We start from the raw sequence: 21,169 nt of genomic DNA on the forward strand, positions 1-21,169 counted from the left end.
CCGAACGGAGAACACGCCATGACCCGCCTGATCAGCGCCGGCCGGGACACCGTCAACTACCCCGACCGGGGTGCGACGGCCCGCCGGCCCCTGCCCGCCGGATACAACCACCTGCACCAGCGCACCCGGATCGGCCGGGGCCGGGCCGTCTTCGAGGCCGCCGGGACCGCGGTCACCACCTTCCACGCCCACCGGGCCTCGGGCGTGCGCGTCCGTACGCCCGGGGGCGAGGGCACCGCCGTGCGGCCGGGCCTGCGCGCGGAGGTGGGGCTCGGCCTGGGACCGCTGCGGATCACCGCCCCCTGCCAGGTGATCTGGACCGCGTACGAGCCCACCCGCGTCGGCTTCGCGTACGGCACCCTGGCCGGGCACCCCGAGTGCGGGGAGGAGTCCTTCCTGGTGGAGATCGACGCCGACGGCGCGGTGTGGTTCACGGTGACCGCCTTCAGTCGCCCGAACCGCTGGTACACCCGGCTCGCGGGTCCCGTGGTCCCCCTCCTCCAGCACGGCTACGCGCGGTGGCTGGGCCGCCACCTGCGCGCCCTGGCCTCGGGCGCCTGATACTGGAGGGGATGGACTGGTTCACGGCGCCCGGGTACTGGCTGGGCCGGCTGGTCTTCCAGCGGGCCCTGGCGGGCGTCTACGTCTTCGCGTTCCTCGGGGCCGCCCTGCAGTTCCGGGCCCTGATCGGGACGCGCGGCATGCTGCCCGTCCCGGACTACCTGCGCTACGTGCCCTTCCGCCACGCCCCGAGCCTCTTCCAACTGCGCTACTCCGACGGGCTCTTCGCCGGCTGCGCCTGGGCCGGGGCGGCCCTCGCGGCGGCACTGGCCGCGGGCGCGGGCGACCTCGTGCCGCTGGGCGCGGCCATGGGGATGTGGGCGGTGCTGTGGCTGCTCTACCTGTCGATCGTGAACGTGGGGCAGACCTGGTACTCCTTCGGCTGGGAGTCGCTGCTGCTGGAGGTCGGATTCCTGGCCGTCTTCCTCGGCAACGCCCGGACCGGGCCGCCCGTGCTGGTGCTGTGGCTGCTGCGGTGGGTGCTGTTCCGGGTGGAGTTCGGCGCCGGGCTGATCAAGATGCGCGGCGACGCCTGCTGGCGCGAGCTCACCTGCCTCTACCACCACCACGAGACCCAGCCGATGCCCGGCCCGCTCAGCTGGTTCTTCCACCGTCTGCCGCGCCCCGTCCACCGGGTGGAGTGCGCGGCGAACCACGTGACCCAACTGGTTTTCCCGGTGATGCTGTTCACCCCGCAGCCGGTGGCCTCGTTCGCGGCGTGCGCCATGGTGGCCACCCAGCTGTGGCTGGTGCTGTCCGGCAACTTCGCCTGGCTGAACTGGCTGACGATCACCCTCGCGCTCTCCGCCGTCGACTTCGGCGCGCTCACGGGTCCCCCGCCCGCGGCCGCGTCGGGCGGGGCACCGGTCTGGTACGCCGTCCTCGTCTGCGCGGTGACCGTGCTGGTGCTGGTGCTCAGCCGGCATCCGGTGGCCAACATGATCTCGCCGCGCCAGGTGATGAACCGGTCCTTCGACCCCCTCCACCTGGTCAACACCTACGGGGCGTTCGGCACCGTCGGGCGGATCCGCGACGAGGTCGTGGTCGAGGGGACCGCCGACGAGGTGCCCCGCGAGGACGGCGCCTGGCGGGAGTACGGCTTCAAGGGCAAGCCGGGCGATCCGCTCCGGATGCCGCGCCAGTTCGCCCCGTACCACCTGCGGCTGGACTGGCTGATGTGGTTCGCGGCCCTCTCCCCCGGTTACGCCCGGGACTGGTTCGGGCCGTTCGTCGAGCGGCTGCTGGCGGGCGACCGGGACACGCTGCGGCTGATCCGCCACAACCCCTTCCCGGACGCCCCGCCGCGGTTCGTACGGGCCCGGCTGTACCGGTACCGGTTCACCACCTGGCGGGAGCTCCGCGAGACGGGCGCCTGGTGGCACCGCAGGCCGGTGCGCGAGTACCTGCCGCCGACCCGGCTCGCCGGAGCCCGTGCCTCAGAGCCCGAGTAGGGCCGCCTCCCGCTCCGCGGAGAGGCCCGGCGCGGGCCGGTCGGAGCGCTGGGGGGCGACACCGCCGAGCGAGTTCAGCCAGGCCCAGGTGTCCGCGGCCGTCTCCTCCACGGGGCGGCACTTCAGGCCCGTCTCCAGGGCCCGGGTGGCGTCGCCGCCGAACATGTGGGTGTGCGCTTCGCCCTCCGGGATCCAGACGGGCAGTTCGGTCCACGGCTGGATCCCGGCCTCCTCGATCAGGGCCTGGTCGGTCCAGCGCGGTTCCAGGGGTACGCCGGTGGCGGCGGCGCAGGCCTCCAGGAGGCTGCCCATGGTGGCGTGGCCGAGCGGGGAGATCAGGTCGTAGGCGCCGCCGAGGCCGGCCCGCGCCGCGTCGAGGGTCCAGTGCGCGAGGTCGCGCACGTCGATGTACTGGAGCGGGAGTCCGGGGCGTCCGGGGGCGAGGAGGGGGCCGCCGCGCGCGACCCGGTTCAGCCACCAGGGCAGCCGGCCGACGTTCTCGTAGGGGCCGAGGATCAGCCCGGCGCGCACGAGCAGCGCGCGCTCCCCGAAGGCGTCGACGGCGGCGATCTCGGCGCCCCTCTTGTCCTCGGCGTAGGCGACGGAGTCCGCGTCGGGAGACCCCTCGACCAGCGGGGCGTCCGGGCTCGCGGGCGCGGGGTAGGCGTAGACCGAACGGGTGGAGACGTACGCGTACCGGCCGGCCCGGCCGGCCAGCAGGTGGGCGCTGTCGCGGACCGCGGTGGGGGCGCCGCCCCAGGTGTCGACGACCAGGTCCCACTCCCCCTCGGCGAGGGAGTCCAGACCGCCCGGGAGCGTACGGTCCCCGTGGAGGGCGGAGGTTCCCGGCGGGGGCGCGTGGTGGCCCCGGTGGAAGACGGTGACCTCCCAGCCCCGTTCCAGGGCGTCTTCGGTGATCGCGCGCCCGACGAATTCGGTCCCACCCAGCATCAGCAGCTTCATGGGGACGACCTTGCCGGGGCGGGCGCGCCGCGGGAAGTGGTGATCGCCCACAGCGATGACGCTCACGGCGTAGGCCGGACGGGAACCGTGCGGAGAGGGGGACACGGAACGGCCCCGCGACGTGCCGCGCCCCCGTCACCCTCGGGTGCGGGGGCGCGGCAGACTCCGGCTCTAGTCGATGCCGGGCAGGATGTGCGGCTCCGCCAGGTCGTCCTCGTAGCCGGCCAGCCGGATGGGTGCGGAGCGGGCCCAGACCTCAAGGCTGCCGAGTTCGTCGGACCGCGTGCTCGCCCTCCATCCCGTGCGCTCCATGGTCGGGTCGGTCTTGGTCATCTCAGTCACCGCGCACTCCCTTGTGTCGCGTAACCCGGCGGGCTCGTCCGCGCGCCGGAATAGGGATATAGAAGGTCTTCCGGACGCGGTGGCGCCATGGTGGAGCGGGGCCCGGGTGAGGCTCCTTGCGCTTCAGGGTACACATATGAGCGGGGGCCCGCTCGATGGAACGGTAAAATCCGCGCTGGACCGCTTGTTTTCTCCCCGAGTTCAGGAAGTCGCCCACCGGCGTGTCCGCCGGGACTGATCTGCTCGGGTGCGGAGGCACGCGAGCGGCGACGACAGAGGGAGTCACGGTGGCGAGGTCAGGCGTACCCGCGTTCGGCAGTGTCGACGAGCTGATGGACCTTCTGCACGCCCATCACGAGGCCCCGGACGCTTCGGACCGCGACCTCGGACTACAGACTGCGGCGCTCCTGCGCCGCTCGCATCCCTTCGACAAGGAACTCCAAGTGGCCGGACTGGTCCACGGCCTGGGCCGGCTGCTGTCCCGGGAGGCCTGTCTCGGGGCGCCCGCGGACCCGGCGGAGCGCACGGCGGAGGCGGTCCGTCCGCTGCTGGGCGACCGGGTGGCCCGGCTCCTGCGGCCGCCCGCCCCGGGCTCTGCGGGCGCCGATCCGGAGGCGGAGACGCTGCGCCAGGCGGCCCGTGCGGGCCGGGCGGCGGGGCTGGACGCCGGGGTGGTGGAGGACTGGCGCCCGGTGCTCGAACTCGTCGCCGCCGGGGCCTATCAACTCTGAGGCGCGATGCGCCCGAACGGGTGAGGAGGGGGTGGACGACCCGTGCCGTCCACCCCCTCCTCACCCCGTACCGCCGCGAACGCGGCGGCGGTCCTACCAGTTGGCGGGGGCGTAGTCCTTCAGGAAGACTCCGTAGAGGTCCTCGCCCGCCTCGCCCCGGACGACCGGGTCGTAGACGCGGGCCGCGCCGTCCACCAGGTCGAGCGGGGCGTGGAAGCCCTCCTCGGCCAGGCGCAGCTTGTCGAAGTGCGGGCGCTCGTCGGTGATCCAGCCGGTGTCGACCGAGGTCATCAGGATGCGGTCGGTCTGGAACATCTCCTGGCCGCTGGTCCGCGTCACCATGTTCATCGCCGCCTTGGCGGCGTTGGTGTTCGGGTGCCCCGCGCCCTTGTAGCCGCGGCTGAAGACGCCTTCCATCGCGGAGACGTTGACCACGTACGCACGCCCGCTGGACGCCTTGCGGGCGGCCTCGGCCATCGCCGGCCGCAGCGCGCTGATCAGGATGAACGGCGAGGTGTAGTTGCAGAGCTGGGTCTCCAGCAGCTCCACCGGGGAGATCTGGTCGATGGTCTGCACCCAGGTGTTGGACTCGACGACGTCCGGCAGCAGGCCGCCCGCGTCGATGGCCGTGCCCGCGAGGTGCCGCTCCAGGCTGGCGTTGCCGGCGACCAGGGCGAGGTCGGCGACCTTCTGCGCCTCCAGCCCGCTCACGCCGACGGGCAGCGCCGTCAGTCCGTCGACCGCGCCGGAGTTGAAGGCGCCGATGACGTGGTGGGCGGGGAGCTCGCCGGCCGGCAGCGGGGCGCTCTCCCCCTCGACCAGGGCGGCGTAGGCGGTGGGCAGCCGGCGCACGGTCTGCGTCGCGTTGTTGATCAGGATGTCCAGCGGTCCGGCCCCCGCGACCTGCTCGGCCAGCGCCACGGACTGGGCCGGGTCGCGCAGGTCGATGCCGACGACCTCCAGGCGGTGCATCCAGTCCGCGGAGTCCTCCATCGCCTTGAAGCGGCGGATGGCGTCCTTGGGGAAACGGGTGGTGATCGTGGTGTGGGCGCCGTCGCGCAGCAGCCGCAGGGCGATGTACATGCCGATCTTGGCCCGGCCGCCGGTGAGCAGCGCGCGCTTGCCGGACAGGTCGGCGCGGACCTCGCGCTTGGCCCGGTTCTGGGCGGCGCAGCCCGGGCAGAGCTGGTGGTAGAAGTAGTCGACCTCGACGTACCGGGTCTTGCAGACGTAGCAGGAGCGCGGGCGCTGGAGTATTCCGGCGATCCGGCCGGCTTCGGTGACCGAGGAGGGCAGGATGCCCTCGGTCTCGTCGTCGATGCGCTCGGCGGAGCCGGTCGCGGTCGCCTCGGTGACGGCCTTGTCGTTGGCGGTCTTGGCGGCGCGGCGCTCCTGGCGGCGGCGCTGCTTGACCGTGCGGTAGAGACCGGCGGTGGCACGGCGTACGGTGATGGCGTCCGGGTGGTCGACGTCGAGCTTGTCGAGCTCGTCGAGCACGCTGAGGCAGAGGGCCAGCCGCTCGGGGTCGATGCCCGGCCCGTATGCGTGGTTGTCTTCGGTCACCGTCATGGCCGCTGCCGTTCCCTGTTCGCTCGTCCGCGTCCGCCTGCTGCGGAGGTCCCAAAACCGCCACTGTACGGAGCCGACACGCCCGGGACCAAACCCGAATCCGCGCGCCTCACCCACCGCGAGCCCCCTGTCACGGTACGGATGGATTCGTCACGCTCCGTACGCTCCGTGACACGGCCGCCGGAATGTGGTGGGTACTCCTTCCGGTGTATGCCAGGAGGATGACCCGCCCGCCGATCATGGAGCCCGTTGGCGGATGAAGAGCGGCCCCGGGTGGGGCATCGTGGAATGCATGAGCGCCCTGGCCCTGTCGGTCCTCCTCTGCCTGGTCTCCGCCGTCGCGTACGCGAGCGGTGCGATCGTCCAGGAGCACGTCGCGGCGAGCTCGCCGGACGGCTCCTGCGCACCGCTGCGCCGGGCCGGCTGGTGGGTGGCGGTCGCCCTGAACGGGCTCGGCGCCCTGCTGCACGTACTGGCGCTCGCGTACGGGCCGCTGAGCCTGGTCCAGCCACTGGGCGCGCTGACCATCGTCTTCGCCCTCCCGATGGCGGCCGTCTTCGTGGGACGCCGGGCGGGCGCGGCGGCCTGGCGCGGGGCCGTCCTGGCCACCGTCGGCCTGGCCGGGCTCCTCGCCCTGACCGGCGGGGACGCCTCGGGCCGGGAGGCCCTGGCCGGCACGGAACGGACCCTGCTGCTGTCGGTGACGGCGGGCGCCGCGGCGGTGCTGATCATGGCGGCCCGGCGGGCGCACCGGGCGGTGCTGCGCAGCGTGCTGCTGGCGGCGGCCGCGGGTACGTCCTTCGGGATGGCCTCCGTGTTCACGAAGTCGGTCGCGGAGGGCTTCGAGGCGGGCGCGTCGGCCGGGCTGTGGCCGGACCTGGCGGCGATCGCCGTACTGGCGGCCGGCGGCCTGCTGCTCTCGCAGGCCGCGTACCGGGGTGCCGGGCTGACCGCGCCGCTGGCCACGGTGACCGTCGTCAATCCGGCGGTGGCCGCGGCGGTGGGCATCTCGTTGTTCGACGAGGGCTTCCGCTACGGCACCGCCGGAGCCGTGGCCGCGCTGACGAGCGCCGTGGTGGCGGCGGCGGGCCTGGTGCTGCTCACGGCCGTGCCGCCGCACGTGCGGGGGTCAGATGCCGACGCCCTTGCCGCGGAGGTACTTGAGGGGGTCGATGTCGGAGCCGTAGCCGGGGGCGGTGCGCATCTCGAAGTGCAGGTGGGGCCCGCTGGTGTTGCCGGTCGAGCCGGAGCGGCCGATCCGCTGGCCGCCGGAGACCTGCTGGCCGGCCTTCACGCCGAGCGCGGAGAGGTGGGCGTACTGGGAGTACCGGCCGTCGGCGTGCTTGATGACGACCTGGTACCCGTAGGCTCCCGCCCAGCCCGCCGACTCCACCGTGCCCGGACCCACGGCCTTGATGGTGGTGCCGGTCGGCACCGGGAAGTCGACGCCCGTGTGGTAGCCGCTGGACCAGGAGGATCCCGCGACGCGGTAGGCCGTTCCGAGGGCGGCGTCGACGGGGGCGGTGAAGCCGCCCGAGGCGGGCTTCTGCTCCGCTGAGGGCTTCTCGGCCGGCTTCGGGGCCGGCTTCTCCGCCGGCTTCTCGGCCGGCTTCTCGGCCGGCTTCTCCACTGGTTTGGCCTGGCCCGCGGGCTCCACGGGTTTGACCGGCTCGGCGGTGCGCGGCGGCTTCTCCGGGTTCTGCGCGGGCGGCGCCGCCGGAGCGGTGGTCACGCGGAGCGTGAGCCGCTGCCCCGGGAAGATCATGTCGGGGTTGCCGCCGACCGTGCTCCGGTTGGTCTCGTAGAGGGCCTGCCAGCCGCCCTCCACGTGCTGTTCGACGGCGATCGTCGAGAGCGAGTCCCCGGGCGCGACGACGTACGGGTTCGGCAGCACCGAGGTGCCGGTCGGGCGGGGCATGGTGACGGGCGTCCCGGTGGTGGCCTTGGTCGCCTGGAGCCGGTCCATGGGCGCCTGCGTCCGCGCGGGCTCGGGCCGGTCCTGCTCGGCCGGGGCCGGCCTGGACCGGGACGGCTCGGACGGGGACGGCACGGGCTTCGGCGAGGCCGTCCCCGCGGTGGCGGGCGCCGGACCGCTGCGGCTGAGTCCGGACTGCGGACCACAGACGGGCCAGGCGTGCGGGCCCTGCCCCCTGAGCACCTTCTCCGCGACCGCGATCTGCTGGTCCTTGGTCGCCAGGTCGGCGCGTGCGGCGAAGGCGGTGCCGCCGAAGTCCCGCCAGGTGCTCTGGCTGAACTGGAGCCCGCCGAAGTAACCGTTACCGGTGTTGATCTTCCAGTTGCCGGTCGCCTCGCACTCGGCAACCTTGTTCCAGGTGTCCACGGAGGCGGCGTGCGCGGCCCCCGCCCCGATGAGCGGGAGCGCGATGCCCGCGCCGCCCGCGGTGACGGCGAGCGAGGCCCGGTTGATGCTGCTCGGCTGGTACCGGCGGTGCCGGCCCCGTACACCCATGGGAGCCCCCTTGAAGACATCAGGAACCGCACAACCTAACGTCGCCCCACATCGCTGACAAGGGCCACAACCAGCCGCCCTGAGGCTGGAGTTGGGCACACGTCGAACAGTGGGACGGCGTTCGCGCGGACTGACGTACGGGGTCACCCGCCGGGGGGCCCGCCGGGTCCCTCAGCCGAGCGGGCCCGGCTGCGGGACCGGAGCGGGGCCTGGCGGCGCGGGCACCGGATCGGGCTCGGGGAACGGCGCCGGAACCGGCGGCACCGGCCGCGGCACGGGCCCGGGGTCCGGGAGCGGCGGGAACGGGGCCGGAATCGGGTCGGGCTCGGGCGGCGGGGGCTGCGTCTGCTCTGCTTTTCGCTCCATGAGTCCCACTTTCCCCCGATCCCTTCCGCTATGCCCCCGGGAATGCGGAGACGGTGTCCGCTCCGCGCAGCCGCAGGGCCGCGGCCAGGCCGGGGCCGGGGCTGGAGAGGACGGGCACACGGGTGCGGGCGAGCGGGGCGGCCCCGGCCATGGAGGCCTGGGCCAGGACGATGACGTCGGCGTCCGTGACGGCGTCCACCGCCTCGGCCACCAGCGCGAGGTGACCGGCGGCGTCCCCGGCCGCGAAGAGGTCCCAGGCCCCCTCCACGAGCCGCGTACGGACGGACACCGGCCGGCCGGCGGACTCCTCGGCCAGCAGTTCCCCGGTCGGCGCGAGGGTCGACCGGAGGGTGGCCAGTACGGCGATCCGCGGGCCGGTACGGACGGCCTCGGCCGCCATCGGCCGGTCCACCCGGAGCACCGGGACGCCGAGGGCGGGTGCCAGGGCCTCGGCGACCGCCCCGAGGGTCGAGCAGGTGACCAGCACGGGCCCGCCCGCGCCCCCGAGCAGCCCGCGCAGCTCCCCGGCCACCGCCTGCGGGCCGTGGGCGCGGGCCCGCTCCAGCAGTTCCGGGCGCACCAGGTGCCGCAGTACGGCCCCCGGGTGGTCCCGGTCGCGCAGCGCGTCGAAGACCGGGACGTGCACCCCGGAGGTGTGGAGCAGCGTCAGCGCGGTCACCACTGGCCGGAGTCGGCGTCCAGCTGCGCCTTCGCCGCCTCGACGACAGCGGCCGGGGGCACGGGTGCCCGGTCGGGGTGCTTGGCGGCCCAGCTCGCCGCGTAGGGGCAGAGCGGGACGACCGGCACGCCCTCGGAAGCGGCGATCCCGTAGAAGGTCCCCACCAGGTCCCCGGCGATCCCGCGGCCCTCGTGGCCCGGCTCGACCACCGTGTGGACCGCGACCAGCGCGTGCGGCTCGGCATCGAGGACGAAGTAGGCGATGAAACCGACCACCGCCCCGTCCTCGACGGCCAGCAGCCGCCCGGCCTCGCGCTCGTCCAGCAGCTCGATCGCCATGTCCCCGACTCCCCTCAGACAGCCACCGCGTGGGGGCTGCGCTCCTGGTCCGTGCCCGGTACCGGGGCGGACGGGTCCGACCCCAGCTCGATGATCCTGTTGTCCGCGTCCACGTGGACCACGCGGGGCGAGAACGTCCGCGCCTGCGCGTCCTCGATCTGCGCGTAGCTGATCAGGATGACCAGGTCCCCGGGGTGCACCAGGTGCGCGGCGGCCCCGTTGATCCCGATGACGCCCGAACCGCGCTCGCCTTCGATGACGTACGTCTCCAGCCGCGCGCCGTTCGTGATGTCGACGATGTGCACGAGCTCCCCCGGCAGCAGGTCCGCCGCGTCGAGGAGATCGGCGTCGATCGTCACGGAACCGACGTAGTGCAGGTCGGCCTGGGTGACGGTGGCCCGATGGATCTTGGACTTGAACATGGTGCGCAGCATTTTGAACTCCTAGAAGACGGCTCCCTGCCAGCTTTCTGCAGGTCAAGGGCGGTTTTCACTTTACACTGACACGCGTCGGATCGAAGATTAAAAGGAACATCGATTCCCGCTAGCGAGAACGCACATTGCCTGCACTTCCGTGCGAACCAGGCTGTCGTCACGCAGCCGAGCAGGCGCTTGCGCGAACAACCGTCTCGGAATGTCGGGGGACGGATGCTGAGCAGATGCTGACTTACTTGACGAAGCGTCAGACACGTGGGGGGCGCAGGACGAGTCGCTCCCCTGGTGCACCTAAGACTTGGTCATCGAGCAGCTGGTCGCCCGGGGAGGCGGGCTGCCCTTCCCCTTCCGGGCCAGTTGCCGTGCCGACGTGTCCCGCTCTTCGACCTGCCCCCAGGGGGCGTGCCGCGTGCCGCTCAGGATGGGGCAGCTCGACCTCGTTCGTCTATGGGGAGGGTTCGGACCCCGGCGGCAGTTCAAACCGGAGGCGCATGGCCGTCCCGACGATGCGGTAGCAGGCGAGGCCGGGCGCGCTGAACGGGTTGGGGAGAGGGGTGATGCGTCGGTGGGTGCTGTCGAGGACGTGGGAGACGTAGACGATGGTGTACGTCTCGTCCGGGCGAAGGTGACTTGCTCGTTCGACTTCGGACTCGCCGAGTTCGAACTCGCCCCGGTCCCCGGTCGAGGCCTTCACCTCGTACAGGAAGGTGTGATCCCCGTCGTGGATGAGGAAGTCGTAGCCGAGGCTGTCGTCGCCCGAGCCGTCGGCGAAGACGTAATGGCGTAGCCCGGACTTCCAGGATTCCTCGCGGGGGACGCCGTACTGCCGCTGCAACCAGGCGGCCACTGCCACCTCTCCTGCGAGTCCGACAGCCCTGTCCTTCTGGGTGTCTCGGGGGACGGCTCGGTATCCCCCGCCGCGGCTGACTACCGCGGAGGTGGTTCGCTGTCTCGGGAGTGCGGGTGCCGACGGTGTGCCGGGCTGCGGGGAGGCGGAGAGTTGGTCGGGGGTGAGGTCGGCGGCGATCTGACGCGCGAGATCGCGCAGATCGTCCGGGCCGATCGGGAGCGCGCGACCGTTGAGGAGGAGCGATGGGCCCGGGGTGGCGGGGAGAGGGGTGCCACTGCTGGATAGGCTCGGTTTGAGGGGTGGGGGGTCGTTCAGGCCCAGGTCGGCCACCCGGTCCGTGGCGGCCATGCCTTCGGGCCAGTGGCCGTGGGTCTGGAGCCAAGCAATCAGTGCACGGACGCCGATCGGTTCGAAGTCGAGCAGGCCTTCGGCGTCCATCGCCGACGCGACCTCGGTGGCCGACGGCAGCAAGGGGCCCTCGCGGCCCTGGCGGCTGAGCCATACCTCCATCCGGGCGCGCAGGCGGGGAAGGAGCGCGTGAACGGCGTCGAGGCCCCCTTCGTGGATCTCGGCCACCGGACGCGGCGGGTGCTGTCGGGCCGGTGCCGGAGGCAGGTGGGTGGCGGTCCATGCCTCGGCATGGGCGTCGAGCCGGTCGGAGGTGAGATCCCAGTGGACGAATCCCCACTGGGGGTCCGGCTCCAGTCCGGGAAGCGACCGCAGCCGGATGTACTCCGTGAGGGGGGCGCCAGCCTTGTACGTCGTCAGGTAAGCGTCACGGACGCGGTCGGCTAGTCGGGCCCGGTTCTCCTGCAACCAGGCGTGGAACTGCCGTTGGTGGGTCTCCGAGTTGTCGACGGTCGGCAGGCCCAGCGTCCCCCAGGCCCGGTTGGCCTCGGACAGGGGCACTCCCAGGGCGGACAGCTTCCGCTGCCAGTCGTTGTCGTCCACGAGCCCCAGGAGGTGGTCGGCCCGGTCGAGATCGAGCCGGGCCACGAGCCAGTCGTGGAGTTCGCCGCGGTCGTGGAGGTCCTCCTGTCCCCGCCGTAGTTCCTCGGCGAGGTCGGGGTCTGCGCAGGCGAGCAGGGGGACGAGTCGGGCGCTGCCGGAGCGGATCGAGGCACGGTCTGCGAGGACGGCCTCCAGTCGTTGCGGTGGGATGCCGACCACGGCGGCGATGTCTGCGTCGGTGACGTCCGTGACGGCACGGCCGCGGCGCTCCAGTTCGATCAGTGCCAGCCGTACCGACGTAGCCAGATATGGGGCGCCGACCAAGGTGCTCAGGGCGGTGGAGGCGGTCTGAAGCACGTGCCAGTCGGAGGATCGCTGCGCGCACACGACCACGACGCAGGGTTTCTCCGGGTCGTCGTGCAGGAGGGAGCGGTCGTCGCCGGGGTCGTCGAGGGTATGCCCGGCTATGTGCGTGACCGTGGTCCGGGCGGACACGGCACCGCAGATCTCCAGTCGACGTCGTACCTGGTGTGAGGAGGGGACCTCGGGCCGGGAGGAACGGTCGTCGTCGAATTCCACGAGCGCGGCTAGGAGGGTGTGCAGCCAAGGCCCGGCCAGGGTGAGCAACGGTACGCGGGGTGCGTCGGCGATTGGCAGCAGGTCCACGCGGATGTCGACCTCCGCCTCGCTCGTCCTGCGGACCGAGTGGCATCCCTGTGCCGCCAGATGGACGTGGACGCGTCGCCCCAGCGCCCGGTCGTCGAGGGGGAGGACTGCCACGGGCGCCTGCTCGAGCAGCCTGCGGTTCTGTGTTCCCGCCACATCGGGCACGTAGACCGGTTCGGCCTCTGGTCCGGTCGGGAGGACGTCCAGTGTGCCGGCCCTGCTCACGAGGAGTTCGGGCAGGTGTCCGGGATGACGGCCAGGGTCAGTCTCAGTCGAGGGAAGCAGATCCGCCCAGGCCTGTTCGTAGGCCCTGCCCAGCAGGTGGCCGAGGCGGCCCTGCCGAAGCCGGGGCATACGGCGCAGCAAGACGGGCAGGTGGCGCAGCCGGTCGCCGGCGGTCTCCGGGTCCTCCCAGCGGCGTACTCCGAGCAGGCGCAGGCGCCTGAGAACGCGATCCGACTGTCGCAGACGCAGGGCGGCGGAGGTGACATTGAGGAAGGTGGGCGGCGCCTCCGCAGCGCCCCACCACCACGCCTGGCCCGACGTGGTGAAAGCGGGGGCGTCTTCGTCGTCTCCCGTCTGGGGAATCCACGGCGCTCGGCTCAAGAAGGCCGCCAGCGGGGTGGGCCACGGTGTGCCCTGCCGGTCGGAGCCGCCCGCGAAGCGGAACTCGAGGGCGTCGGCGGGCCAGGTGTCCAGGCCGTGGATGATCAGCTCCGCGTAGAGGCGGCGGCTCTCCTCGTCGAACGCGGCGTACTCCCACTGGCCGGGGAGCATGGCCACCCTCTTGCGGGTGGGGCGGTACTCGACGGTCTGGTAGAGATCGTCGCGACGCTTGGGCCAGCGCTCGGCGGTCGACCGCCACTGGTCCCGCTCGTCCGAGTTCAGGCTCAGCGCCCACAGTCCAGGAAAAGCGGGCGGGTAGTTGAGATGCTGCCCCTTCACCGCCTGGGACGTTGCGACGTAGGTCGGTAGCAGGCCGTGGCGGACGCCCTGCTGATCGAGAAATCGCCGCAGGGTCTGTGCGTCGATCCGGGTGCCGACACAGATCGCCTCAGCGGGGCGGACAACCCGGTCGGCCGCGGCGGCCAGAGCACTGGAGGCCCCCTCGGTGCGCTCGAGGAAGCGCGGCAGCGTCCGGTCGATCCCGCTGTGCGAGCCCGTCCAGCCGTCGCCGAACATGGCCTCCGTCGCGCGCATCCAGCCATTGCGGCCCGGCACCAACAGTCCTTTGATCACGGGGCCCTTGCCGTTCCGGTCCAGGGACGACGCCCACAGGGCGCAGGCGAACAGCAGGTGCTCGCGCAGGGCTTCGTCGTCCTCTCGGTTCTTGCCCATGGCTTCGCCCAGCACGTCCAGGAGGGCTTGCGGGCTGTACTCACGCACCAGCCCCTGTTCCTCCAGCCAGGTGCGACCGCGGGACCGACGGCTTGTACTCCTTCCCGTCCAGGCGATCTCCGTGTGGACGAAGGAGATGCAGTCTGCGAGGCCGGGCGGAAGGCCGGGCAGCGCTGACGACGGCCCGTCCGAGCGGCGGAAGAACAGTCCTGGGTCCCCTGCCGGAGCCGGCTTCCCCTCGGCCGTGAGGACGATTTTCCTGCCCTTCAGCTCCTCCCCGGTGCGGGGGAAGCAAACCGAGAGGTCGTGGTAATAGTCCGCCCACTTTCCCGCGTCGAAATGCCCCTGGGCGAGGGCCGAGGCGACGCTCTCCGCCCAGCCGGCGAGCACGGTGGCAGGCGGGAGGAGCCCCAGTCCACGGACTGTACCCAGCGCGACCAACCGCTCGGCTCGCCGGGCATGGAGCTGTGGGTCAATGACCTGCCGGACCCCGGCGGCTGCCACGGCCTGCGGTGTGAACACGCGGGCTTGGTCGGGGCGGTGCCACAGGTAGCCGTGGCGGTACGAGGTGCGCGCGCCCGCGGGGTGCAGTACCGGCATGAACGGCACATCGTCGAACTCGCGGTCCCGTGCCTTGAAAGCCAGCTCCAGGCGTCGGACCTGGTTAGGCTCCCAGCACATCAGGTCGACTAGAGCACCTGCGGGCATGGTGACGCGCCCCTCGTCAACCAGTACGGCCGCCTGCGCACAGGCCTCGGCCGCGGTGTCGAGCAGCAGGTCGTTCCACTGCGTGGACTCCGCCATGGTGCGTCGGCTCACATCCGTGTGGAAGGGAGCGTTGACGAACCCGCGTACCGGGCATGTCCGTTGTGCCCCCATTGGCAGGAACGTGTACAGCCTTCCGCGCTCCAGCGGCTCGCCCGCGGGCACCGCAACGCTGACCACCGCCGAGTCGCCCAGTGCCTGCCAGCCGTCCTTCAGCGGTCCGGACACCAGGCCCGCAGCGATGGCCCCGTGCGCGCGCTCACGGTCCACGACGGCCGTCACCATGATCAGGCGGGTACGACGGCGCAGTGTAATCTGCTGGATCTTCAGGCCGCGCGAGGTGAAAAGCGCGTCCACCTTGCGTTTGTAGACGCTCGGGCGCCCCCGGCCACCCACCCGGTGGGTCACGGACACCTTGCCGAGACGGTCGAGAAAGAGCTCGAACGGTGCTCTGTCATCAGCCAGTTCGCGCAGCTGGCGTACCGCCTCCAGCCTCGCCTCGGCCGACCGCAGAGGGAGCCGGACCACGGTCACCAGTCTGCGTCGACGGAAGGACGCCACTGCGGCCGGGACGTCGTCCACCGGCACGGGGACCTTCAACGAAGAGAGGTTTGTGCGCAGTTGGCCAGCAGCCTCCGGGCGGCCGGACGCAATCTGGTCCGCCAGCCAGTCGAAGTCCTCGTCCCGGGCGAATCGGAAACAGAACCCGTCGAAGGCCTTGGATGCGGAACCCACGACGCTGTACAGCTCGGGGGCGGAGGTGAGCTGAAGCACGCTCTTGAAGCCGACACCCTTGTGACCGATACCCTCGTCGGGTCGCTTGCTCGACAGACCGATGCTGCACAGCGCCTCGAAGTTCTTGTACCCGAGGGGTCTGCCGCCGTTCGCCACGTAGAGCACGCCGTGCTCGCCCTCGTCCTCGTCAAGGACGATCTCGACGCGGCCGTCGCCGTGCCGGGCGGGGTGCGCGTCATGAGCATTTTGAAGGAGCTCGACCAACACGCGCCCCTTGTACTCGGGCGAGAGCATCTGCTCCGTGACTTCTTTGAGTTCGCGAGCGGCGCGGCGTCCGCGCTTGAGGTCGGAGAGACACCCCTCGGCTTCCATGACCGCCGTCGCGACGACCCGTTTCCGCCTGGCCGAATTGCCGAGGCCCGTGGACCGCCTCGCTCGCCTCTGTCCGTCGGTCACTCTTCCCCCATGAAGCTCCCTGGAAGTACCGATGCCGACGATAGAGGTGACCACGGACATTCGGACGCACATCTGACGCCCTCGCCCATGCGGGGTGCCTACCGAGTCGGTTCCAGCCTCAGCACACCCCCGCCGCGCTGCGGGCCGGCTGGGCTCTCACCAGCCGTGACGCCGGGCCGCGATCCGGCTGCCGCTTCGCCGAGGTCTGGAAGCCCGGCGAGCCGTCGTCGGCCATCCCGATCGCCTGCAAAGGCAACCACAGCAACGCCGCCACCTCGCACACCCAGCTGGCGTCCGCCTCCGCCCATGTCGAGGCAGTCCATATCGGCGCATGGAACGAGACGCCGGTCCTGGTGTTCAGTACGGAGCTTCCGACCGAGGGCCCCCTCACGGTGCGCGCCTTGCAGGCACGGGGAACCGGAGGCCGACTGAACGGCGCGCCGGACACCCCCGACAACCATCTCGATCAACCCGTCGACGACGAGAACATCTACCCGGGAATCCAGCGGCCCTCCCAGGGCGACGAACCGCCAGTGCCCGAGCCAGGGTTCCACGTCCAGCCCGAGCACTATCCGTGGTTTCGGCGCGTCCTCGCCCGAACCGCCGCCGCCGGCCTGACGGCCTTCGCAGGAGACGGCACAGCCACCGCGCAGTACCTCACCAAGAGGCAAGGTCAGCGACACTTCACGGGCCTGATCCATGCCGCCACCGACAGCGTCCAAGACGCGTACGTCCAGCTCTATGGCATCGACTTCGTCGGCACCGATCACGTCTTCCGTCTCAACAGGACCCGGGTCGAGGCGTTCTCCGGAGTCGCGAAGGACCTTCTCCACCATCTCGAGAACGGCCAGTTGGAGCGGTACCGCACCGCGGTCCACGCCCAACGGAAGGCATGGCCCCTTCTCGGATGGGACTCGAAGTGGAACGGCCCTGTCTCCATCCATCAAGACGGCTCCGTACTCGCGATGCGCGTACTGACCTGACCCTGCCCGGGCAGGTGTGACGGTGTCGCGCCCGGGTCCATGCGGGCGCGGCACCCGGCCATCGCCGCTGGCATGAGGGGGAGCGGAAGGGCTCCGATGCAGACGAGTGTTGGCAGGTCACGAGGCCCATCAGTCAGGCGTCATGTCGCTCCTCTTGCCCGGCCAGCTGCACTCGTAGCCGCTCAGCCTCGGCCTCGGCCCAGCGCAGTCGGCGCTCCAAGACAGCGCGAGCCTGCGGCGGGATTTCGGGCTTCGGCGCCTCATTGCGTGGAACGAGCCAGCCCACGCGCTGATACGCGACAATCGCGCGAGCGTGGGGACACGTATGGCAAGACCGTTCCGGCCTCGGACGCGGCCAGCCTGCCTCCAGCATCCGGCGGGTGTGCTCACGTTGGTGTTCGGATTGAAGCATCGGGTCTGAATCCCAGACCTGCTCGAATTCCTCGATCATCTGTTTCACCCTTGTGGGCCTGGCCGTCCGGGGCTGGTCAGCCTTCGATGCCAGTGGTGGTGTGGGCGGCCCCGACCGGTTTGGATTCAGGGGAGCCGCGCTGGCGGAGGTAGATGGACAGGACCACCATGGCGGCGACGGCGAGGAGTTCGGACTGCCAGTTCTGCAGGGTCCGGTTCCAGAAGTCGGGGGTGGCCACATATCCGGCCCAGCTGACGGGGTCCTCGAGTTGGCGGAGCTGCTGGTCGTTGTAGGCGGCGGTGCCGGTGATGGACTGGGCCAGCCAGGAGAGCACGAACAGGGTGCCCATGACGGTGCCCAGGGAGCGGGCGTAGAGGGTCTGGCGCCAGTCCTTGGTACCCGCCCAGCGCGGCGAGTCGGGGCGCGCGTGGTCGCCCATGCGCTGCTCCCGCTCGCCTTCATTGCCTGCTTTGTGGACCTTCTTGGACTCCGGGGAGCCTCGCTGGACGAGGTAGACCGTGCCGAAGATATAGAGGAAGAACTGCAGGAACTCCGATTGCCAGTTCTCGGTTACGTCCACGGCGAAGTCGGATGACATCAGGTATTCGCCGAAGCTGAGCGGCTGGAGGCCGTCGACCGTCATCTGTTCGTTGAACTCGGCGTGCCCGGCGATGGCCTGGCAGACGAGCACCACCAGGAAGGCGATGCCGAAGGCGAGGGTCAGGCTGTTCTCCCGCCAGAACCCTCTGCGCGGTTCGCGGCTGTCGGTCATCGCTGGAGCACCCCGATGGTGATGAAGTAGCCGAGCCCGCCCAGGATGACCACCAGGGTGGCGACGAACAGGATCCGCACGCCTCATGCCCCCTTGATCAGACAGTCGTAGGGCTGGCCGGGCCGCGGTGTGCAGCCGGCGGCCACGACCTTCCAGCCTCCGGTGAACAGCGACAGGAACAGGGTGTCGCCCGTCATACGCACCATCGCCTGCCGCCCGTACGCCTCTTCCTCTTGGATACCGCGCGTCCTGGGCAACTCCTGCGACGCGAACGCGGCGGGACAGGCCTTCTGCTCGTCCTGCTCCAGCTGTTTGCGGGTCTGCGGAGCCAGTAGCCCGCAGGCTCGGACGTGGTCGCCGGCCGCGACGGCGGCTTCGAAGGCGGCTCCTGCCGCGGCTGCGGCGTTCTGTCGTGCCGCAGGGGCCCCGCACCCGGCCGCTGCGAGCACCGCGGCAGCCACCAGGACCAGTCTGCCGCAGGGGCGGCCGGCTGTCCGGTGCCGTGATCGGGTCACTTCGAGTCGGAGCTGGGAACGGCCAGGGGATCGCGCGGTGCCTGCTTCTTCCCGGCCTCCAGCTCACCGCCCAGCTCCGTGAGCCTGTTGCGGCCCATCGCCGATGCTCTCCAGGACGTGGTCCGTCGTGTCGGGTGCGGCTCGCGGGCGAAGAACTTCTCTTCGATCCAGGCGTGGACGGTGAGCTCCTCGATCACCTCGTCGGCGATCCGGCGGCGTTCGGCCGTGTCATCGTCGGAGGTCTTCTCGAATCGCTTGAACAGCTTCTCGACAGTCTTGTGGTCTTCGCGCAGCAGCACGATCGCGTCCATGCGGGCACTCCTCGTCAGGTGTTGACGCGGCTGTTGGTGCCGTCATGGCCGTCGGCCTCGTCGTCGTCGAACCAGTAGTCGCCGGCCGCCAGGTACCGGAAGGAGTGGCCTTTGTGCGTGGGCAGGACCACCGTGGCCGCGCGCATGCCGTCGCCCCGGACCTGGAGCGGGTGCGCGGCGGGGTCCCAGTGGTTGACGAGTGCTGGCGGAGGCCCGAGCACCCTCGCACAGTGCTCCTCGCCCCGGTCCCGCACACGCCGCCGGAAGGGAGACGGTCACTCACCCGGAGGCAGGGGCGAAGCCCCGCCGGTCCCGGCGCCGCGTGGCCGCCTTTCCGCATCGCCTGTCGATCACCCCGCCTTCACCAACCGCGCACCCGGCACGATCCGCACGGCGCAGTACGCTGCTCATCTCCGCCTCTCTTTCGTGTGCCGGAGGGCCTCGATGCCCCCTTCGGAGAGGAGCACACGACTACTCACAGGGAGCTCGCCTCATTTCGTGCCGCTACCCGGCTTCTCGTCCGGCACCGGCGGCTCCACGCATCCGACGGTCCCCGGATCTGACGGCAGCAGCGACCCGCGCCCGCTCGTCTGAGTACTTCCGTTCGCCTCCGCCACCACCGAGGCACCCTCAGAACATGACCGACAATGAGATCAAGCTCAAGGCCATTGCCGCCCTGACGGCTCTGCGCGCCGACGTCGACGAGAGCCTCGTCTCGGAACTGCTGGAAGAGGTCATTCCAGACCAGTTCACGGTCTCTGCGGGAGCGGGTCCCGAAGAGGTCGGCCTGGCCGTACTGAGCCAGCTGTCCGAACCGCTGAGCGCCCTGGTCAGCGGATTCATCACCGCCTTCGAGGCAGTCGCGGACGCCTACGACGGGTCGGGCGCCGAGCCTCACACCGAAGAGATCCTCCAGCAATTGGCACTCCGGCTGGCCAGCGACGATCTGGGGTGAGGCGACCTCCGTGCTCCCAGGGATACTGCTCCTGCCGTCAGGGCACGGCGGGCGACGTCTCGCGAGCCGGGTGTCCAGGTCATGTTCGGGACAGTGCCCTGCGGCCACGAACAGTCGTCGGATGCGCACTCGTAGGTGCGCTCTACCAATCGCCTTGACGAACGGTTTCTAACCTCTGCCGACGAGACCTGCACGGTTTCCCGGGATCTCCCCAGGGCAGGCGGGGAGCACGGATCAGTCGAAGGCTCCGGTTCGGGCAGACCCGGCTGCCCGGTCGAGGCGACGGTGAGGTGACGGACATGGTCAGTCCAGCAGGCTTCACGCCGGGGACCGCAGCGGTCACCGGCTCGGATTCGGGAATCGGCCGGGCCGTGGCCGTCCGGTTCTCCCGGTCGGGCATCGACATGGGCATCACCTGACACACGGACGAACGAGGGGCGCACGACACCGCCGAGGAGGTCCGGTCCTACGGGCGCCGCGCGGTGCTTTCCCGCCTCGACCTCACTGCGCTGCCGGATGCGCGGACGTCATCGACGAACTGGCGGAAGAACTCGTGGGTCTGGACATCCTCGTCAACAACGCCGGCACCGGAACGGCGACACCTTTCGTCGACCTGTCCCTGGACACCGTGCGGGAGGTGTTGGACGTCGATCTCGTCGGGCCCTTGCTCTGCGGGCAGCGCGCCGCCCGCCGGATTCTCTGGCAGGGCCGGGGTGGCCGGATCGTCAACATCACCTCGGTCCACGAGCACCAGCCGCGTGTGGGCGCGGGCTCCTACTGCGCGGCCAAGGCCGGACTGGGGCTGCTCACGCAGGTGATGGCCCTGGAACTCGCCGAATACGGGATCACGGTGAACGCCGTCGCCCCGGGCGAGATCGCCACCCCCATGACCGGCAACGCGGACGCGGATGTCCACGCGGTGAGCAGGCCGGGCGTGCCCCTGGGGCGCCCCGGGGACGCCCGGGAGGTCGCCGAAGTCGTCGCCTTCCTTGCCGGCCCCGACGCCTCGTACGTGACCGGCGCGTCGTGGGCGGTGGACGGCAGCATGCTCCGCATGGGGCCCATGGCCGGTTCCCACGTGGACCACGACCGGTGGCGCAGGACATGACCGTACGCATGTCGCGAGTGCTGTCACAGCAGCGGGCGGATCCCCGGCTCCTCCGTGGCCCCGCTGCCGGATCCGTACCGGCCCACGGGCAGGACGGGACGGCCGTGGGTGTCTTCGAGCGCGAAGGCGGTCGCACCGTAGAGGGCAAGGAGGGTGAGGGCCAGCCCCGTCGCGCCGGCCGCGTCCTCCCAGGAAGGGGAGCGCGTGAGCTGGTGGATTCCGGTCAGAGCCATCCGCAGGGTCGCGCAGCCGATGACGGCGGAGGCCGCGAGATTGCTCCGGCCGGAGGCGGCGAGCGGCACGAGCAGGGCAACCGCCGCGGTGAGGAGGAACAGCCCCAGCGTGTGCCGGGCCTCCGGCGCGGGTCCGGCGGCGAGCAGTACTCCCTGGACCAGCCAGCTCGCGGCGAGGACGGCCATGGCCGTGGCGAAGGCGGTGTCCCGGCCAC

The 21,169-nt window shown here is 71.3% G+C and carries 18 protein-coding genes and 2 pseudogenes; 7 read left to right on the top strand and 13 right to left on the bottom strand.

What is annotated here, in order from left to right; all coding sequences use genetic code 11:
* Window positions 1-18: 18 nt before the first annotated feature.
* Both SLAV_RS06315 and SLAV_RS06320 read left to right on the top strand, forming a co-directional pair.
* A complete protein-coding gene (locus tag SLAV_RS06315; RefSeq protein ID WP_030224232.1) occupies window positions 19-561 on the top strand; it encodes a DUF1990 domain-containing protein in 543 nt (180 codons plus the stop codon).
* Between the two features lie 11 nt (window positions 562-572).
* Entirely contained in the window at window positions 573-2,012 is a 1,440-nt protein-coding gene (locus SLAV_RS06320) for a lipase maturation factor family protein (protein WP_030224235.1), read from the top strand.
* Here the strand turns inward: SLAV_RS06320 and SLAV_RS06325 are convergent.
* Both SLAV_RS06325 and SLAV_RS06330 read right to left on the bottom strand, forming a co-directional pair.
* Entirely contained in the window at window positions 1,998-2,975 is a 978-nt protein-coding gene (locus tag SLAV_RS06325; protein ID WP_030224238.1) for an NAD-dependent epimerase/dehydratase family protein, read from the bottom strand. The two genes, SLAV_RS06320 and SLAV_RS06325, sit on opposite strands and share 15 nt — an antisense overlap.
* Window positions 2,976-3,146: 171 nt before the next feature.
* Complete coding sequence (locus SLAV_RS06330; RefSeq protein ID WP_167456775.1) at window positions 3,147-3,317, bottom strand: hypothetical protein; 171 nt, start codon at window positions 3,315-3,317, stop codon at window positions 3,147-3,149.
* 332 nt (window positions 3,318-3,649) lie between these two features.
* Between SLAV_RS06330 and SLAV_RS06335 the strand changes: the two genes are divergently transcribed.
* Entirely contained in the window at window positions 3,650-4,048 is a 399-nt protein-coding gene (locus SLAV_RS06335; RefSeq protein ID WP_030224242.1) for a hypothetical protein, read from the top strand.
* A gap of 93 nt (window positions 4,049-4,141) precedes the next feature.
* Here SLAV_RS06335 and SLAV_RS06340 read toward each other — a convergent pair whose 3' ends face one another.
* On the bottom strand, window positions 4,142-5,617 hold the full coding sequence (locus SLAV_RS06340) for an SDR family NAD(P)-dependent oxidoreductase (protein ID WP_030224253.1): 1,476 nt from the start codon (window positions 5,615-5,617) through the stop codon (window positions 4,142-4,144).
* Between the two features lie 292 nt (window positions 5,618-5,909).
* On the opposite strand from SLAV_RS06340, the pseudogene SLAV_RS41490 reads away from it, so the two are divergent.
* A pseudogene (locus SLAV_RS41490) lies at window positions 5,910-6,644 on the top strand (DMT family transporter); the annotation flags it as partial.
* Between the two features lie 102 nt (window positions 6,645-6,746).
* On the opposite strand, the gene SLAV_RS06350 reads toward SLAV_RS41490, so the two are convergent.
* From SLAV_RS06350 to SLAV_RS06375, 5 genes are all read right to left on the bottom strand, one after another.
* Entirely contained in the window at window positions 6,747-8,087 is a 1,341-nt protein-coding gene (locus SLAV_RS06350) for a transglycosylase family protein (protein WP_030224258.1), read from the bottom strand.
* A gap of 394 nt (window positions 8,088-8,481) precedes the next feature.
* Window positions 8,482-9,135 (bottom strand): aspartate/glutamate racemase family protein, encoded by a 654-nt coding sequence (locus SLAV_RS06360; RefSeq protein ID WP_030224261.1) that lies wholly within the window; start codon window positions 9,133-9,135, stop codon window positions 8,482-8,484.
* The gene (locus SLAV_RS06365; protein ID WP_030224264.1) at window positions 9,129-9,470 is read right to left on the bottom strand and encodes a GNAT family N-acetyltransferase; all 342 of its coding nucleotides are present in this window, start codon (window positions 9,468-9,470) and stop codon (window positions 9,129-9,131) included. Before SLAV_RS06365 ends, SLAV_RS06360 begins: the two co-directional genes overlap by 7 nt.
* Window positions 9,471-9,484: 14 nt before the next feature.
* Window positions 9,485-9,904: an aspartate 1-decarboxylase gene (panD, locus tag SLAV_RS06370; protein WP_030224266.1), complete on the bottom strand. Its 420-nt coding sequence runs from the start codon at window positions 9,902-9,904 to the stop codon at window positions 9,485-9,487.
* A 445-nt stretch (window positions 9,905-10,349) separates the two neighbouring features.
* The gene (locus tag SLAV_RS06375; RefSeq protein ID WP_158740419.1) at window positions 10,350-15,665 is read right to left on the bottom strand and encodes a sacsin N-terminal ATP-binding-like domain-containing protein; all 5,316 of its coding nucleotides are present in this window, start codon (window positions 15,663-15,665) and stop codon (window positions 10,350-10,352) included.
* A gap of 353 nt (window positions 15,666-16,018) precedes the next feature.
* Between SLAV_RS06375 and SLAV_RS06380 the strand changes: the two genes are divergently transcribed.
* Window positions 16,019-16,648 (top strand): hypothetical protein, encoded by a 630-nt coding sequence (locus SLAV_RS06380; protein ID WP_051840054.1) that lies wholly within the window; start codon window positions 16,019-16,021, stop codon window positions 16,646-16,648.
* Between the two features lie 488 nt (window positions 16,649-17,136).
* Here the strand turns inward: SLAV_RS06380 and SLAV_RS06385 are convergent, their stop codons facing one another.
* From SLAV_RS06385 to SLAV_RS06400, 4 genes are all read right to left on the bottom strand, one after another.
* Window positions 17,137-17,832 (bottom strand): DUF6766 family protein, encoded by a 696-nt coding sequence (locus SLAV_RS06385; RefSeq protein ID WP_030224277.1) that lies wholly within the window; start codon window positions 17,830-17,832, stop codon window positions 17,137-17,139.
* A gap of 83 nt (window positions 17,833-17,915) precedes the next feature.
* Window positions 17,916-18,293: a hypothetical protein gene (locus SLAV_RS06390; protein ID WP_234333330.1), complete on the bottom strand. Its 378-nt coding sequence runs from the start codon at window positions 18,291-18,293 to the stop codon at window positions 17,916-17,918.
* Between the two features lie 50 nt (window positions 18,294-18,343).
* Window positions 18,344-18,658: a hypothetical protein gene (locus SLAV_RS06395; protein ID WP_051840056.1), complete on the bottom strand. Its 315-nt coding sequence runs from the start codon at window positions 18,656-18,658 to the stop codon at window positions 18,344-18,346.
* Window positions 18,659-18,672: 14 nt separating this feature from the next.
* Window positions 18,673-18,879 (bottom strand): early set domain-containing protein, encoded by a 207-nt coding sequence (locus SLAV_RS06400; RefSeq protein WP_234333331.1) that lies wholly within the window; start codon window positions 18,877-18,879, stop codon window positions 18,673-18,675.
* Between the two features lie 416 nt (window positions 18,880-19,295).
* Between SLAV_RS06400 and SLAV_RS06405 the strand changes: the two genes are divergently transcribed.
* Window positions 19,296-19,613, top strand: coding sequence for a hypothetical protein (locus tag SLAV_RS06405; RefSeq protein ID WP_030224285.1), 318 nt, complete (start codon window positions 19,296-19,298; stop codon window positions 19,611-19,613).
* A 299-nt stretch (window positions 19,614-19,912) separates the two neighbouring features.
* Window positions 19,913-20,721 (top strand): annotated as a pseudogene (locus SLAV_RS06410) (SDR family oxidoreductase).
* Window positions 20,722-20,744: 23 nt separating this feature from the next.
* On the opposite strand, the gene SLAV_RS06415 reads toward SLAV_RS06410, so the two are convergent.
* A complete protein-coding gene (locus SLAV_RS06415; protein ID WP_051840061.1) occupies window positions 20,745-21,140 on the bottom strand; it encodes a GPR1/FUN34/YaaH family transporter in 396 nt (131 codons plus the stop codon).
* Window positions 21,141-21,169: the final 29 nt, after the last annotated feature.

Source organism: Streptomyces lavendulae subsp. lavendulae, from assembly GCF_002803845.1.
Classification (GTDB): Bacteria; Actinomycetota; Actinomycetes; order Streptomycetales; family Streptomycetaceae; genus Streptomyces; species Streptomyces lavendulae.